This is a genomic window from Geobacillus thermopakistaniensis (assembly GCF_000498995.1).
GTDB lineage: Bacteria > Bacillota > Bacilli > Bacillales > Anoxybacillaceae > Geobacillus > Geobacillus thermoleovorans.
On the sequence record NZ_AYSF01000027.1, the window covers coordinates 24,051 to 39,344 of the forward strand.

General features: G+C 51.9%; 20 protein-coding genes. All 20 read left to right on the forward strand.

Annotated elements, in window-relative coordinates; translation table 11 throughout:
* The first annotated feature begins 32 nt into the window (after window positions 1–32).
* The 20 genes from rpoC (at window position 33) to rplE (ending at window position 15,265) form a co-directional block, all read left to right on the forward strand.
* On the forward strand, window positions 33–3,632 hold the full coding sequence (rpoC, locus tag T260_RS135935; protein ID WP_012820486.1) for a DNA-directed RNA polymerase subunit beta': 3,600 nt from the start codon (window positions 33–35) through the stop codon (window positions 3,630–3,632).
* A 134-nt stretch (window positions 3,633–3,766) separates the two neighbouring features.
* The gene (locus T260_RS135930) at window positions 3,767–4,015 is read left to right on the forward strand and encodes a 50S ribosomal protein L7ae-like protein (protein ID WP_011229615.1); all 249 of its coding nucleotides are present in this window, start codon (window positions 3,767–3,769) and stop codon (window positions 4,013–4,015) included.
* Window positions 4,016–4,111: 96 nt separating this feature from the next.
* The gene (gene rpsL, locus T260_RS135925; protein WP_011229616.1) at window positions 4,112–4,534 is read left to right on the forward strand and encodes a 30S ribosomal protein S12; all 423 of its coding nucleotides are present in this window, start codon (window positions 4,112–4,114) and stop codon (window positions 4,532–4,534) included.
* Window positions 4,535–4,573: 39 nt separating this feature from the next.
* On the forward strand, window positions 4,574–5,044 hold the full coding sequence (rpsG, locus tag T260_RS135920) for a 30S ribosomal protein S7 (protein ID WP_011229617.1): 471 nt from the start codon (window positions 4,574–4,576) through the stop codon (window positions 5,042–5,044).
* Between the two features lie 180 nt (window positions 5,045–5,224).
* Window positions 5,225–7,303, forward strand: a complete 2,079-nt coding sequence (gene fusA / locus T260_RS135915; RefSeq protein WP_021322059.1) for an elongation factor G — start codon at window positions 5,225–5,227, stop codon at window positions 7,301–7,303.
* A 128-nt stretch (window positions 7,304–7,431) separates the two neighbouring features.
* A complete protein-coding gene (gene tuf / locus T260_RS135910; RefSeq protein ID WP_011229619.1) occupies window positions 7,432–8,619 on the forward strand; it encodes an elongation factor Tu in 1,188 nt (395 codons plus the stop codon).
* 296 nt (window positions 8,620–8,915) lie between these two features.
* The gene (gene rpsJ, locus T260_RS0119550; RefSeq protein ID WP_008881945.1) at window positions 8,916–9,224 is read left to right on the forward strand and encodes a 30S ribosomal protein S10; all 309 of its coding nucleotides are present in this window, start codon (window positions 8,916–8,918) and stop codon (window positions 9,222–9,224) included.
* 20 nt (window positions 9,225–9,244) lie between these two features.
* Window positions 9,245–9,886, forward strand: a complete 642-nt coding sequence (gene rplC / locus T260_RS135905; protein WP_011229620.1) for a 50S ribosomal protein L3 — start codon at window positions 9,245–9,247, stop codon at window positions 9,884–9,886.
* Window positions 9,887–9,915: 29 nt separating this feature from the next.
* Window positions 9,916–10,539: a 50S ribosomal protein L4 gene (rplD, locus tag T260_RS135900; protein WP_011229621.1), complete on the forward strand. Its 624-nt coding sequence runs from the start codon at window positions 9,916–9,918 to the stop codon at window positions 10,537–10,539.
* A complete protein-coding gene (gene rplW / locus T260_RS135895) occupies window positions 10,539–10,826 on the forward strand; it encodes a 50S ribosomal protein L23 (RefSeq protein WP_011229622.1) in 288 nt (95 codons plus the stop codon). The genes rplD and rplW overlap by 1 nt, the downstream gene beginning before the upstream one ends.
* A gap of 27 nt (window positions 10,827–10,853) precedes the next feature.
* Entirely contained in the window at window positions 10,854–11,684 is an 831-nt protein-coding gene (gene rplB, locus T260_RS135890) for a 50S ribosomal protein L2 (RefSeq protein WP_011229623.1), read from the forward strand.
* Between the two features lie 33 nt (window positions 11,685–11,717).
* A complete protein-coding gene (gene rpsS, locus T260_RS135885) occupies window positions 11,718–11,996 on the forward strand; it encodes a 30S ribosomal protein S19 (RefSeq protein ID WP_011229624.1) in 279 nt (92 codons plus the stop codon).
* An 18-nt stretch (window positions 11,997–12,014) separates the two neighbouring features.
* A complete protein-coding gene (rplV, locus tag T260_RS135880; protein WP_011229625.1) occupies window positions 12,015–12,356 on the forward strand; it encodes a 50S ribosomal protein L22 in 342 nt (113 codons plus the stop codon).
* Window positions 12,357–12,359: 3 nt separating this feature from the next.
* Window positions 12,360–13,016, forward strand: a complete 657-nt coding sequence (gene rpsC, locus T260_RS135875) for a 30S ribosomal protein S3 (RefSeq protein ID WP_011229626.1) — start codon at window positions 12,360–12,362, stop codon at window positions 13,014–13,016.
* 2 nt (window positions 13,017–13,018) lie between these two features.
* A complete protein-coding gene (gene rplP / locus T260_RS135870) occupies window positions 13,019–13,444 on the forward strand; it encodes a 50S ribosomal protein L16 (protein WP_011229627.1) in 426 nt (141 codons plus the stop codon).
* Entirely contained in the window at window positions 13,444–13,644 is a 201-nt protein-coding gene (gene rpmC / locus T260_RS135865; RefSeq protein ID WP_011229628.1) for a 50S ribosomal protein L29, read from the forward strand. The genes rplP and rpmC overlap by 1 nt, the downstream gene beginning before the upstream one ends.
* A gap of 24 nt (window positions 13,645–13,668) precedes the next feature.
* On the forward strand, window positions 13,669–13,932 hold the full coding sequence (gene rpsQ / locus T260_RS135860) for a 30S ribosomal protein S17 (RefSeq protein WP_011229629.1): 264 nt from the start codon (window positions 13,669–13,671) through the stop codon (window positions 13,930–13,932).
* A 49-nt stretch (window positions 13,933–13,981) separates the two neighbouring features.
* A complete protein-coding gene (gene rplN / locus T260_RS135855; protein ID WP_011229630.1) occupies window positions 13,982–14,350 on the forward strand; it encodes a 50S ribosomal protein L14 in 369 nt (122 codons plus the stop codon).
* A 36-nt stretch (window positions 14,351–14,386) separates the two neighbouring features.
* Window positions 14,387–14,698: a 50S ribosomal protein L24 gene (gene rplX, locus T260_RS135850; RefSeq protein WP_011229631.1), complete on the forward strand. Its 312-nt coding sequence runs from the start codon at window positions 14,387–14,389 to the stop codon at window positions 14,696–14,698.
* Between the two features lie 27 nt (window positions 14,699–14,725).
* Window positions 14,726–15,265 carry a 50S ribosomal protein L5 gene (rplE, locus tag T260_RS135845; RefSeq protein ID WP_011229632.1) on the forward strand — a complete coding sequence of 180 codons (540 nt, stop codon included), beginning with the start codon at window positions 14,726–14,728 and terminating at the stop codon, window positions 15,263–15,265.
* Window positions 15,266–15,294 lie beyond the last annotated feature (29 nt).

Here is a 15,294-nt window from a genome sequence, read left to right on the forward strand (position 1 = left end):
AAACCGACGGATCAAAAAGGGAGGTATACCCCTTGCTAGATGTCAATAAGTTTGAGTACATGAAAATTGGGCTCGCTTCCCCGGAGAAAATTCGTTCTTGGTCGTATGGCGAAGTCAAAAAGCCGGAGACAATCAACTATCGGACGTTAAAGCCGGAAAAAGACGGCTTGTTTTGCGAGCGCATTTTCGGTCCGACGAAAGACTGGGAATGCCATTGCGGCAAATATAAACGCGTTCGCTACAAAGGCGTCGTCTGCGACCGCTGCGGCGTCGAAGTGACGCGCTCGAAAGTCCGCCGCGAACGGATGGGCCATATTGAGCTCGCCGCCCCGGTTTCGCACATCTGGTATTTCAAAGGCATCCCGAGCCGGATGGGATTGGTTCTTGACATGTCGCCGCGGGCGCTCGAAGAGGTCATTTATTTTGCATCCTATGTCGTCACCGACCCGGGTGATACGCCGCTTGAGAAAAAGCAGCTGTTGTCGGAAAAGGAATACCGCGCCTATCGCGAGAAGTACGGTCAATCGTTCCAAGCGTCGATGGGGGCGGAGGCGATCAAAAAGCTGCTCCAAGACATTGATTTGGATAAAGAGGTGGCCGCGCTGAAAGAAGAGCTGAAAACAGCGCAAGGGCAACGGCGCGCCCGCATCATTAAGCGGCTTGAAGTGCTTGAAGCGTTCCGCAGTTCAGGGAACGATCCGGCATGGATGGTGCTTGATGTACTGCCGGTCATTCCACCGGAGTTGCGCCCGATGGTTCAGCTTGACGGCGGGCGGTTTGCAACATCGGATTTGAACGATTTGTACCGCCGCGTCATCAACCGCAACAACCGGCTGAAACGGCTGCTTGATCTCGGTGCGCCGAACATTATCGTCCAAAATGAGAAGCGAATGCTGCAAGAGGCGGTTGATGCTTTGATCGATAACGGCCGCCGCGGCCGTCCGGTGACCGGTCCGGGGAACCGTCCGTTAAAATCGCTTTCTCATATGCTGAAAGGGAAGCAAGGCCGCTTCCGGCAAAACTTGCTCGGCAAGCGCGTGGACTATTCCGGCCGTTCCGTCATCGTCGTCGGCCCGAACTTGAAAATGTATCAATGCGGCTTGCCGAAAGAAATGGCGCTAGAGTTGTTCAAGCCGTTTGTTATGAAGGAGCTTGTCGAGCGGGGCTTGGCGCACAACATTAAAAGCGCGAAACGGAAAATCGAGCGCGTCCATCCGGAAGTATGGGATGTGCTGGAAGATGTCATTAAAGAACATCCGGTGCTGTTAAACCGCGCCCCGACGCTGCACCGTCTCGGCATTCAGGCGTTTGAACCAACGCTTGTGGAAGGGCGGGCGATCCGTCTTCATCCGCTTGTTTGCACGGCGTACAACGCTGACTTTGACGGCGACCAAATGGCGGTGCACGTGCCGCTGTCAGCTGAGGCGCAAGCCGAAGCGCGCTTGTTGATGTTGGCGGCGCAAAACATTTTGAACCCGAAAGATGGGAAGCCGGTCGTGACACCATCACAAGACATGGTGTTGGGCAACTACTACTTGACGATGGAGCGCGAGGGAGCCATCGGCGAAGGCATGGTGTTCAAAGACACGGACGAGGCGCTGCTTGCTTACCATAACGGCTACGTCCATCTCCATTCGCGCATTGCCATTCATGCCGGTTCGCTGAAAAACGAAACGTTTACCGAAGAGCAAAACAACAAGTTGCTCTTAACGACCGTCGGCAAGCTCATTTTCAACGAAATTTTGCCGAATTCGTTCCCGTACATCAACGAGCCGACGACGGAAAACATTGAAGGGCGGACGCCGGACAAGTACTTCCTTGACAAAGGGGTCAACGTGCGCGAAGAAATTCGCAAGCGCGAACTCGTGCCGCCGTTTAAGAAAAAAGTGCTCGGGCAAATTATCGCTGAAGTGTTCAAACGGTTCAAAATCACCGAAACATCGAAGATGCTCGACCGCATGAAAGACCTTGGCTTCCAATATTCGACGAAGGCCGGCATCACGATCGGCGTGGCCGATATCGTCGTCCTGCCGGAAAAACAAGAAATTTTGGATGAAGCGCAAGCGAAAGTTGATACGGTTTTGAAGCAGTTCCGCCGCGGGTTGATTACCGACGAAGAGCGGTACGAGCGCGTCATCTCCATCTGGAGCGCGGCGAAAGACAAAATTCAAGACCGGTTGATGAAGTCGCTTGATAAACGCAACCCGATCTTTATGATGAGCGATTCCGGAGCGCGCGGGAACGCGTCGAACTTTACGCAGCTTGCGGGGATGCGCGGTTTGATGGCCAACCCGGCCGGCCGGATCATTGAGCTGCCGATCAAGTCGTCGTTCCGCGAAGGCTTGACGGTGTTGGAATACTTTATCTCGACGCACGGCGCGCGAAAAGGATTGGCGGATACGGCGCTCAAAACGGCCGACTCAGGCTATCTCACGCGCCGCCTTGTCGACGTGGCCCAAGACGTCATCGTCCGCGAAGAAGATTGCGGCACCGACCGCGGCATTTTGGCGCGGGCGCTGACGGATGGCACGGAAGTTGTCGTCAAGCTTGAAGAGCGGCTTGTCGGCCGCTATGCGCACAAAACGGTGCGCCATCCGGAAACGGGCGAAGTGATCGTCCGCAAAGACGAGATGATCACCGAAGATATCGCCAATGAGATCATTAAAGCCGGCATTACGGAAGTATGGATTCGCTCCGTATTCGCCTGCAACACGCGCCATGGCGTCTGCAAAAAATGTTACGGCCGCAACATGGCGACCGGCATGGACGTCGAAGTTGGCGAAGCCGTCGGCATTATCGCCGCTCAGTCGATCGGCGAGCCGGGCACGCAGCTGACAATGCGGACGTTCCATACAGGCGGCGTCGCCGGCGACGATATCACTCAAGGTTTGCCGCGGGTGCAAGAGCTGTTTGAAGCGCGCAACCCGAAAGGGCAAGCGGTCATTTCTGAAATCGACGGCACGGTTATTTCGATTAATGAAACGCGCGACAACCAATATGAAATCGTCGTGCAAAGCGAGGTCGAAACGCGTACGTATGTAGCGCCGTACAACGCGCGGCTGAAAGTCGAAGAAGGTCAGCGCGTCGAACGCGGCCAAGAGCTGACAGAAGGCTCGGTCGACCCGAAACAGTTGTTGCGCGTGCGCGATATTACATCCGTTCAAGAGTACTTGCTTCGTGAAGTGCAAAAAGTGTACCGGATGCAAGGGGTGGAAATCAGCGATAAGCATATCGAGGTCATGGTGCGGCAAATGCTGCGCAAAGTGCGCGTCATCGATGCCGGCGACACCGATGTGCTGCCGGGCACGCTGTTGGATGTCCACCAGTTTACGGATGTCAACGCCAAAGCTCTTCGCGAAGGGAAACGGCCGGCGACGGCCCGCCAGGTGTTGCTCGGCATCACGAAAGCGTCGCTTGAGACGGATTCGTTCTTGTCGGCTGCTTCGTTCCAAGAAACGACGCGCGTCTTGACGGATGCGGCCATCAAAGGAAAACGTGATGAACTGCTTGGCTTGAAGGAAAACGTCATTATCGGCAAACTCGTCCCGGCTGGAACCGGTATGGCCCGCTACCGGAAAGTGAAGCCGGCCGTCAAAAAGGAAACGGCTGGCGACACGGTGTCTTCCAAATAACGCGAACCAAGTGGCCGGCTAAGGCGCTCCTTGGCCGGCCATCATCTAATTAAAAATCCAGTTGACAATCGACAAAGAAAATGGTAGTCTAATAAAGGTGTTCCAACAACCTGGTACTTTGGAGGATATGTTACATGTCTTATGAAAAAGTATTACAGGCTGGAAAAATTGTCATTGGAACCAAACAAACGATAAGGGCTTTAAAGGAAGGGAAAGCAGCGGAAGTGATCGTGGCGGAGGATGCCGACTTGCCGATCATCGAAAAAGTGACCGCCGCCGCCAATGAGGCAAACGTGCCGGTCACAAAAGTCGATTCGATGAAAAAGCTTGGCAAGGCGTGCAAAATCCAAGTCGGTGCGGCCGCGGTGGCGATCCTTCGGTAACGTTTTGCCTTTCTCCCCTAAAACCTTTATTTGCATAAACGATGAACCACCTGGATATGTGGGCTTAAACGATGCATGCGAAAGGAGGATCTTTTCATGCCTACAATCAACCAATTGGTCCGCAAAGGACGCGAGAAAAAAGTCGTTAAATCGAAATCCCCTGCGTTGAACAAAGGGTATAACAGCTTCAAAAAAGAGCAAACGAATGTGTCGTCTCCGCAAAAACGCGGCGTTTGCACGCGTGTCGGCACGATGACGCCGAAAAAACCGAACTCGGCGTTGCGGAAATACGCCCGTGTCCGCTTGACAAATGGGATTGAAGTTACGGCGTACATTCCGGGGATCGGCCATAACTTGCAAGAACACAGCGTTGTGCTCATCCGCGGCGGACGTGTCAAAGACTTGCCGGGGGTACGCTACCATATCATCCGTGGGGCGCTGGATGCTGCAGGCGTAGCGAACCGGATGCAAGGTCGTTCGAAATACGGCGCGAAAAAACCAAAAGCAGCGAAAAAATAATGAAATGAAGAGAATGTTTTCCTGAAGGGAGGAAACACTATGCCACGTAGAGGCCCTGTTGCTAAACGTGACGTACTGCCAGATCCAATTTACAATTCGAAGCTTGTTACCCGTTTGATCAATAAAATTATGATCGACGGCAAAAAATCAAAAGCGCAAAAAATTCTTTACACCGCGTTTGATATTATCCGTGAGCGCACGGGTAAAGATCCAATGGAAGTGTTTGAGCAAGCGTTGAAAAACGTTATGCCGGTGTTGGAAGTGCGCGCTCGCCGCGTTGGTGGGGCGAACTACCAAGTTCCGGTCGAGGTTCGTCCGGACCGCCGCGTTTCTCTCGGTTTGCGCTGGCTCGTGCAATATGCACGTCTTCGCAACGAAAAAACGATGGAAGAGCGCTTGGCAAATGAAATTATGGACGCTGCCAACAACACGGGTGCAGCGGTGAAAAAACGCGAAGATACACATAAAATGGCTGAAGCGAACCGCGCGTTTGCCCATTACCGCTGGTAAGGAGCGTCGCCTAAAGGAAATAGGTGAGGAGGCACTGCGGTTGCCTATTCACCTATCTTCCTATATATTGCGGCCTTTCCGGTCGCGCGTGGGACAACTTCAAAGACAAGGGGATTGCGCCATCGATGGCGGCGCCATCTACTTATATTTCATATTTGAAGGAAGGAGAAAATAACCACTATGGCAAGAGAGTTCTCCTTAGAAAACACTCGCAACATAGGGATCATGGCGCACATTGACGCCGGGAAAACGACGACGACTGAACGGATCTTGTTCTATACCGGCCGCGTTCATAAAATCGGGGAAGTGCATGAAGGTGCGGCAACGATGGACTGGATGGAACAAGAACAAGAGCGCGGAATTACGATCACGTCGGCGGCGACAACGGCGCAATGGAAAGGCCATCGCATCAACATCATCGACACGCCGGGGCACGTCGACTTTACGGTCGAGGTTGAGCGTTCGTTGCGCGTATTGGACGGGGCCATCACAGTCTTAGACGCGCAATCGGGTGTTGAACCGCAAACGGAAACCGTTTGGCGCCAAGCGACGACATATGGCGTCCCACGGATCGTGTTCGTCAACAAAATGGATAAAATCGGCGCCGATTTCTTGTATTCGGTGAAAACGCTCCATGACCGCCTGCAAGCAAATGCCCATCCGGTGCAACTGCCGATCGGCGCTGAAGATCAATTCTCCGGCATTATCGACTTGGTTGAAATGTGCGCGTACCATTACCATGATGAGCTTGGCAAAAACATTGAGCGCATTGACATTCCGGAAGAATACCGCGATATGGCAGAAGAGTACCATAACAAGCTGATTGAGGCGGTCGCTGAGCTGGACGAAGAATTAATGATGAAATATTTGGAAGGGGAAGAAATCACGACGGAAGAGCTGAAGGCCGCGATCCGCAAAGCGACGATCAGCGTTGAATTCTTCCCGGTCTTCTGCGGTTCGGCATTCAAAAACAAAGGTGTTCAGCTGCTTCTTGACGGCGTTGTCGACTACTTGCCGTCTCCGGTTGACATCCCGGCGATTCGCGGCGTCGTTCCGGATACCGAAGAAGAAGTGACACGTGAAGCAAGCGATGACGCTCCGTTTGCCGCTTTGGCATTTAAAATCATGACTGACCCGTATGTCGGGAAATTGACGTTTATTCGCGTCTACTCTGGAACGCTTGATTCCGGCTCATATGTGATGAACACGACCAAAGGGAAGCGCGAACGGATCGGCCGCTTGTTGCAAATGCACGCGAACCACCGTCAAGAAATTTCGAAAGTCTATGCCGGTGATATTGCCGCAGCGGTAGGTTTAAAAGATACGACGACCGGTGATACTCTATGTGATGAGAAGCATCCTGTCATTTTAGAGTCGATGCAATTCCCAGAACCGGTCATTTCGGTGGCAATCGAGCCGAAGTCGAAAGCCGATCAAGACAAAATGAGCCAAGCGCTGCAAAAATTGCAAGAAGAAGACCCGACTTTCCGCGCTCACACCGACCCGGAAACGGGACAAACGATCATCTCCGGAATGGGCGAGTTGCATCTTGACATCATCGTCGACCGGATGCGCCGCGAGTTCAAAGTCGAAGCGAACGTCGGGGCGCCGCAAGTTGCCTACCGCGAAACGTTCCGCAAATCGGCGCAAGTCGAAGGCAAATTCATCCGTCAATCCGGCGGCCGCGGTCAATACGGCCACGTTTGGATCGAATTCTCGCCGAACGAGCGCGGCAAAGGCTTCGAATTCGAGAACGCCATCGTCGGTGGGGTTGTTCCGAAAGAGTATGTGCCGGCCGTCCAAGCTGGATTGGAAGAAGCGATGCAAAACGGCGTCTTAGCCGGCTATCCGGTTGTCGACATTAAAGCGAAACTGTTTGACGGATCGTACCACGATGTCGACTCGAGCGAAATGGCATTCAAAATCGCTGCTTCCTTGGCATTGAAAAACGCCGCGACGAAGTGCGATCCGGTTCTTTTGGAACCGATCATGAAAGTCGAAGTCGTCATCCCTGAAGAGTACCTCGGTGACATCATGGGCGACATCACGTCCCGTCGCGGCCGCATCGAGGGGATGGAAGCGCGCGGCAACGCCCAAGTCGTCCGGGCGATGGTGCCGTTGGCTGAAATGTTCGGTTATGCGACATCGCTCCGTTCGAACACGCAAGGACGCGGAACGTTCTCGATGGTGTTTGACCACTATGAAGAAGTTCCGAAAAACATCGCCGATGAAATTATCAAAAAAAATAAAGGCGAATAATTGATTTCTCTTGCTAGTTTCGCTATAAATACTTATGTAAGTAAGACTTGGGAACATTTTGTTCCCAAGCATCCTATACTTACCCAACCATATAAATTCATATCTTACTTTTAAGGAGGATATCTCTCATGGCTAAAGCGAAATTTGAGCGCACGAAACCGCACGTCAACATTGGCACGATCGGCCACGTTGACCACGGGAAAACGACGTTGACAGCTGCGATCACGACGGTTTTGGCGAAACAAGGGAAAGCCGAAGCAAAAGCGTACGACCAAATCGACGCTGCTCCGGAAGAGCGTGAACGCGGGATTACGATTTCGACGGCGCACGTCGAGTATGAAACAGATGCTCGCCACTATGCGCACGTTGACTGCCCGGGCCACGCTGACTACGTCAAAAACATGATCACGGGCGCGGCGCAAATGGACGGCGCGATCCTTGTTGTCTCGGCGGCTGACGGTCCGATGCCGCAAACGCGCGAACACATTCTTCTCTCCCGCCAAGTCGGTGTTCCGTACATCGTTGTATTCTTGAACAAATGCGACATGGTGGACGACGAAGAATTGCTTGAACTTGTTGAAATGGAAGTTCGCGATCTTCTCTCTGAATACGACTTCCCAGGCGATGAAGTGCCGGTCATCAAAGGTTCGGCATTAAAAGCGCTTGAAGGCGACCCGCAATGGGAAGAAAAAATCATTGAACTGATGAATGCGGTTGACGAATACATCCCGACGCCGCAACGTGAAGTGGACAAACCGTTCATGATGCCAATCGAGGACGTCTTCTCGATCACGGGCCGCGGTACGGTTGCAACAGGCCGTGTTGAACGCGGTACGTTGAAAGTTGGCGACCCGGTTGAAATCATCGGTTTGTCGGATGAGCCGAAAACGACGACCGTTACGGGTGTAGAAATGTTCCGCAAACTTCTCGATCAAGCGGAAGCTGGCGACAACATCGGTGCGCTTCTCCGCGGCGTATCTCGTGATGAAGTCGAGCGCGGCCAAGTATTGGCGAAACCTGGTTCGATCACGCCGCACACGAAATTCAAAGCGCAAGTATACGTCCTGACGAAAGAAGAAGGCGGACGTCATACTCCGTTCTTCTCGAACTACCGTCCGCAATTCTACTTCCGTACGACGGACGTAACGGGCATTATCACGCTTCCGGAAGGCGTCGAAATGGTTATGCCTGGCGACAACGTTGAAATGACGGTGGAACTGATCGCCCCGATCGCGATCGAAGAAGGTACGAAATTCTCGATCCGCGAAGGCGGCCGTACGGTCGGCGCTGGCTCTGTATCGGAAATCATCGAGTAATCACGGCAAAAAAGGGTGTCCAGCAATGGACATCCTTTTTTTGATGCCATCTTGACCGTCAGATTGGCGGCTGTGTTGAAAACGGGATGGCAGCTATGTATAATAGAAGAAGTGTGGGAAAAGCAAAGAAATCACTTGCAATCTTGCTTACATACCAGTATAATATCAAATGTTGGTCTTTGACTGCGATGAAGCGGAAGGTTGCTGACACACCCGGCCGCTTTGCCACGGCGGTGTGCAGGAAATTTCCGTGGAGAAGTCTATTTTCAAAATAGGCGAAGAAGGAGGGAAACCAAATGGCAAAAGAAAAAATTCGCATTCGTTTAAAAGCTTACGATCATCGAATTTTAGACCAATCGGCGGAGAAAATTGTGGAAACCGCAAAACGTTCCGGGGCAAAAGTGTCGGGGCCGATCCCGCTGCCGACGGAAAGAACGGTGTATACGATCTTGCGCGCCGTTCATAAGTACAAAGACTCCCGTGAACAATTCGAAATGCGGACGCATAAACGTTTGATCGACATCATCAACCCGACTCCGCAAACGGTTGATTCGTTAATGCGTCTCGATTTGCCGTCGGGCGTTGATATTGAAATTAAACTTTGATCGACTGGGAGGTGTGACACATGACGAAAGGAATCTTAGGAAGAAAGATCGGTATGACGCAAATATTTGCGGAAAATGGCGATTTGATTCCGGTAACCGTCATCCATGCGACGCCGAATGTCGTCCTGCAAAAGAAAACGATCGAAAACGACGGTTACGAAGCGATCCAATTAGGTTTTGAAGATATTAGCGAAAAACGCGCCAATAAACCGCAAATTGGCCATGCTGCCAAAGCTAACACGGCACCTAAGCGCTTCATTCGTGAAATCCGCGGCGCCAACATCGATGAATATGAAGTTGGCCAAGAAGTGAAAGTTGACATTTTCAGCGAAGGCGAAATTGTCGATGTCACGGGCATTTCGAAAGGGAAAGGTTTCCAAGGGGCGATCAAACGCCACGGTCAATCACGCGGACCAATGGCTCACGGTTCCCGTTATCATCGCCGTCCGGGTTCGATGGGGTCCATCGCGCCAAACCGCGTTTTCAAAACGAAAAACTTGCCGGGCCGCATGGGCGGTGAGCGCGTGACGATCCAAAACTTGAAAATCGTGAAAGTGGATCCGGAGCGCAACTTGCTGCTCATTAAAGGCAATGTGCCGGGTCCGAGAAAAGGCTTAGTCATCGTCAAAAGCGCCGTGAAAGCGGCGAAGAAGGCGAAATAACATCCGGCCAAGAAAGGAGGAACTACGTAATGCCAAAAGTAGCATTATACAACCAAAACGGTCAGACGGTCGGCGAAATCGAGTTGAACGACGCCGTTTTTGGGATTGAACCGAATAAGCATGTGTTGTTTGAAGCAGTGATTATGCAACGCGCCTCGATGCGTCAAGGAACGCATAAAACGAAAAACCGCGCTGAAGTGAGCGGCGGCGGCCGCAAGCCATGGCGCCAAAAAGGGACAGGACGCGCCCGTCAAGGTTCGATTCGCGCTCCGCAATGGCGCGGCGGCGGTACGGTCTTTGGTCCAGTTCCGCGCAGCTACAGCTACAAACTTCCGAAAAAAGTTCGCCGTTTAGCGATCAAATCGGCATTGTCTTCGAAAGTGCTCGAAAACGACATCGTTGTATTGGATCAATTGTCGCTTGAAGCACCGAAGACGAAGGAAATGGTCAAAATTTTAAACAATCTCTCAGTGGATCGGAAAGCACTCATTGTGACCGACGAGCTGAATGAGAATGTATATCTGTCGGCGCGCAACATTCCAGGCGTCAAAGTGGTGGCAGCCAACGGCATCAATGTGCTCGATGTGCTCAACCATGACAAACTCGTCATTACGAAGGCGGCCGTGGAGAAAGTAGAGGAGGTGCTTGCATAATGAAAGACCCCCGCGACATTATTAAGCGCCCCATCATCACGGAAAATACAATGAATTTGATCGGGCAAAAAAAATATACGTTTGAGGTCGACGTCAAAGCGAACAAGACGGAAGTGAAAGACGCCGTCGAGAAAATTTTTGGCGTTAAAGTAGCCAAAGTGAACATCATGAACTATAAAGGGAAATTTAAACGCGTCGGCCGCTACAGCGGCTATACGAACCGCCGCCGCAAAGCGATCGTCACGCTGACGCCGGACAGCAAAGAGATCGAACTGTTTGAAGTGTAACATAAACGATGAAGGAGGGACATTCCGATGGCGATCAAGAAGTACAAACCGACATCGAACGGCCGTCGCGGCATGACGGTGCTTGATTTCTCGGAAATTACGACGGATCAGCCGGAAAAATCGCTGCTTGCTCCGTTAAAGAAAAAGGCGGGCCGCAACAATCAAGGGAAAATTACGGTGCGCCATCAAGGCGGCGGCCATAAACGCCAATATCGGATTATCGACTTTAAACGCGACAAAGACGGAATTCCAGGACGCGTTGCTACGATTGAATACGATCCGAACCGTTCTGCCAATATCGCGCTCATCAACTATGCAGACGGTGAAAAACGCTACATTATCGCGCCGAAAAACTTGAAAGTCGGCATGGAAATCATGTCCGGTCCGGATGCGGACATTAAAATCGGCAATGCGCTTCCGCTTGAGAACATCCCAGTCGGTACGCTCGTCCACAATATTGAGCTGAAACCGGGCCGCGGCGGACAATTGGTGCGTGCAGCTGGTACGTCGGCGCAAGTGCTCGGGAAAGAAGGAAAATACGTCATCGTTCGTTTGGCTTCCGGCGAAGTGCGCATGATTTTAGGCAAATGCCGTGCAACGGTTGGTGAAGTCGGCAACGAGCAACACGAACTTGTCAACATCGGGAAAGCAGGACGCGCCCGCTGGTTGGGGATTCGCCCGACAGTTCGCGGTTCGGTTATGAACCCGGTTGACCATCCGCACGGCGGTGGTGAAGGGAAAGCGCCAATCGGACGCAAATCGCCGATGACGCCATGGGGCAAACCGACGCTTGGATACAAAACACGCAAAAAGAAAAACAAATCGGATAAATTCATCATCCGTCGCCGCAAGAAATAATGAACGAGCGCAATTCAGAAGGGAGGTTCACTTATGGGTCGCAGCTTGAAAAAAGGTCCGTTTTGCGATGAGCATTTGATGAAAAAAATCGAAAAACTGAATGCAACAGGGCAAAAACAAGTGATCAAAACGTGGTCTCGCCGTTCGACGATCTTCCCGCAGTTTGTTGGGCATACGATCGCGGTGTACGATGGCCGCAAACATGTTCCGGTCTACATCACGGAAGACATGGTCGGGCACAAACTCGGCGAATTTGCGCCGACGCGCACGTTCCGCGGCCATGCTGGCGATGACAAGAAAACGAAACGGTAATGAGAGGAGGTTCTAGATATGCAAGCCAAAGCTGTTGCAAGAACCGTTCGCATCGCTCCTCGTAAAGCGCGCTTAGTCATTGACTTGATTCGCGGGAAAGAAGTGGGCGAAGCGTTCGCTATTTTGCGCCATACACCAAAAGCAGCTTCCCCGATCATTGAGAAAGTGTTGAAATCAGCAGTCGCCAACGCTGAACACAACTATGACATGGACGTCAACAACTTGGTCATTACTCAAGCGTATGTCGACGAAGGCCCGACGCTGAAACGGTTCCGTCCGCGCGCCATGGGACGGGCAAGCGCCATTAACAAACGCACAAGCCATATTACGATCGTCGTTTCAGAAAAGAAGGAGGGATAATCCGTGGGTCAAAAGGTCAACCCGATCGGTCTGCGCATCGGCATCATTCGTGACTGGGAATCGAGATGGTATGCGGAAAAAGACTATGCAGATCTGTTGCACGAAGACTTGAAAATCCGTGAATACATTAGCAAACGCCTGCAAGACGCGGCCGTCTCCCGCGTGGAGATTGAACGGGCAGCCAACCGCGTCAACGTAACGATCCATACCGCCAAACCGGGCATGGTCATCGGGAAAGGCGGTTCGGAAGTGGAAGCGCTCCGCAAAGCGCTCGCGCAATTGACCGGTAAACGCGTCCATATCAACATTGTAGAAATCAAAAAACCGGACTTGGATGCACGTCTTGTTGCTGAAAATATCGCTCGTCAGCTTGAAAACCGCGTATCGTTCCGCCGGGCGCAAAAACAAGCGATCCAACGTGCGATGCGCGCTGGGGCGAAAGGGATCAAAACGATGGTATCCGGCCGTTTGGGCGGGGCTGACATCGCTCGTTCGGAGCATTACAGCGAAGGGACGGTTCCACTCCATACGCTGCGCGCTGACATTGACTATGGAACAGCAGAAGCCGATACGACGTACGGAAAAATCGGCGTGAAAGTATGGATTTATCGTGGAGAAGTCCTTCCGACCAAGAAAAAAGCTGAGGAAGGAGGAAAATAATCATGTTAATGCCAAAACGCGTCAAATATCGCCGTGAACATCGCGGACGGATGAAAGGCCGGGCGAAAGGCGGCACGGAAGTTCATTTCGGTGAATTTGGGTTGCAAGCATTAGAATCAGCTTGGATTACGAACCGGCAAATCGAAGCAGCCCGTCGGGCGATGACCCGTTACATGAGACGGGGCGGGAAGGTATGGATCCGCATTTTCCCATCCAAACCGTATACGGCAAAACCGCTTGAAGTGCGGATGGGTTCTGGTAAAGGGGCGCCGGAAGGCTGGGTCGCCGTTGTCAAACCAGGCAAAGTGATGTTTGAAGTGGGCGGTGTTTCTGAGGAAGTGGCACGTGAAGCATTGCGTCTCGCTTCTCACAAACTTCCGATCAAATGCAAATTTGTAAAACGTGAAGAAACTGGTGGTGAAGCGTAATGAAAGCGAAAGAAATCCGTGAGTTGACCACTGCCGAGATCGAACAAAAAATTAAAGCGTTGAAGGAAGAATTGTTCAACCTTCGCTTCCAACTGGCCACAGGTCAATTGGAAAACACGGCGCGCATCCGCCAAGTGCGCAAAGACATCGCCCGCATGAAAACGATTATTCGCGAACGTGAGCTCGCTGCCAATAAATAATGTGTTTGAGAGGAGGTTTGTGGAATGAGCCAACGCAATCAACGCAAAGTGTACGTCGGGCGGGTTGTATCGGACAAAATGGACAAAACGATCACCGTGTTGGTCGAAACGTACAAAAAACATCCGCTGTACGGCAAACGCGTGAAATATTCGAAAAAATATAAGGCGCATGATGAACATAACATCGCTAAAGTCGGCGATATCGTGAAAATTATGGAAACTCGCCCGCTGTCGGCCACAAAACGCTTCCGCTTAGTGGAAGTCATCGAAAAAGCGGTTGTTCTGTAATCGTTCTTCACTTAGTTCGGAGAGATAATTCCGAAAGGAGGTTTCGTCGATGATTCAACAAGAATCTCGCTTGAAAGTAGCTGATAACTCTGGTGCACGCGAAGTGCTTGTCATTAAAGTGCTCGGAGGCTCGGGTCGCCGCTATGCGAACATCGGCGACGTCGTTGTGGCGACGGTCAAAGATGCGACACCAGGTGGCGTTGTTAAAAAAGGTCAAGTCGTGAAAGCAGTTGTTGTTCGTACGAAACGCGGGGTGCGCCGTCCGGACGGCTCGTACATCCGCTTTGACGAAAACGCCTGCGTCATCATCCGTGATGACAAAAGCCCGCGCGGCACGCGGATTTTCGGACCGGTTGCCCGTGAATTGCGCGATAAAGACTTCATGAAAATCATTTCTTTAGCTCCGGAAGTTATTTAATGGAACGGAACAGCGTTTCAAGGAGGTGCGAATGCGATGCATGTAAAAAAAGGCGATAAAGTGCAAGTAATCTCCGGCAAAGACAAAGGCAAGCAAGGCGTCATTCTAGCGGCGTTTCCGAAGAAAAACCGCGTCATCGTCGAGGGCGTCAATATTGTGAAAAAGCATGCGAAACCGTCGCAAGCGAACCCGCAAGGCGGCATCATTGAGAAGGAAGCGCCGATCCACGTTTCGAAAGTCATGCCGCTCGACCCGAAAACGGGTGAACCGACGCGCATCGGCTATAAAATTGTCGATGGCAAAAAAGTGCGCTATGCGAAAAAATCCGGCGAGATTTTGGATAAATAACCGTGACGCAGGAAGGGAGGTACTTTTATGAACCGCCTGAAAGAGAAGTATTTAAACGAAGTCGTACCTGCTCTCATGAGCAAGTTCAACTATAAATCGATCATGCAAGTGCCAAAAATCGAAAAAATCGTCATCAACATGGGTGTCGGCGATGCGGTGCAAAACCCGAAAGCATTAGACAGCGCCGTTGAAGAGCTGACGCTGATCGCCGGTCAGCGTCCGGTGGTAACGCGTGCGAAAAAATCGATCGCCGGCTTCCGTCTTCGCCAAGGGATGCCGATCGGTGCGAAAGTGACGCTGCGCGGCGAACGGATGTATGAGTTTCTCGATAAGTTGATTTCGGTCTCGCTTCCGCGCGTGCGCGACTTCCGCGGCGTATCGAAAAAGTCGTTTGACGGCCGCGGCAACTATACGCTCGGCATTAAAGAACAGCTCATTTTCCCTGAGATTGACTACGATAAAGTGAACAAAGTGCGCGGCATGGACATCGTGATCGTCACAACGGCCAACACGGATGAAGAAGCTCGTGAACTGCTGGCGTTGCTCGGCATGCCATTCCAAAAATAATGATCCCATAACGCAAGGGAGGCGAAATC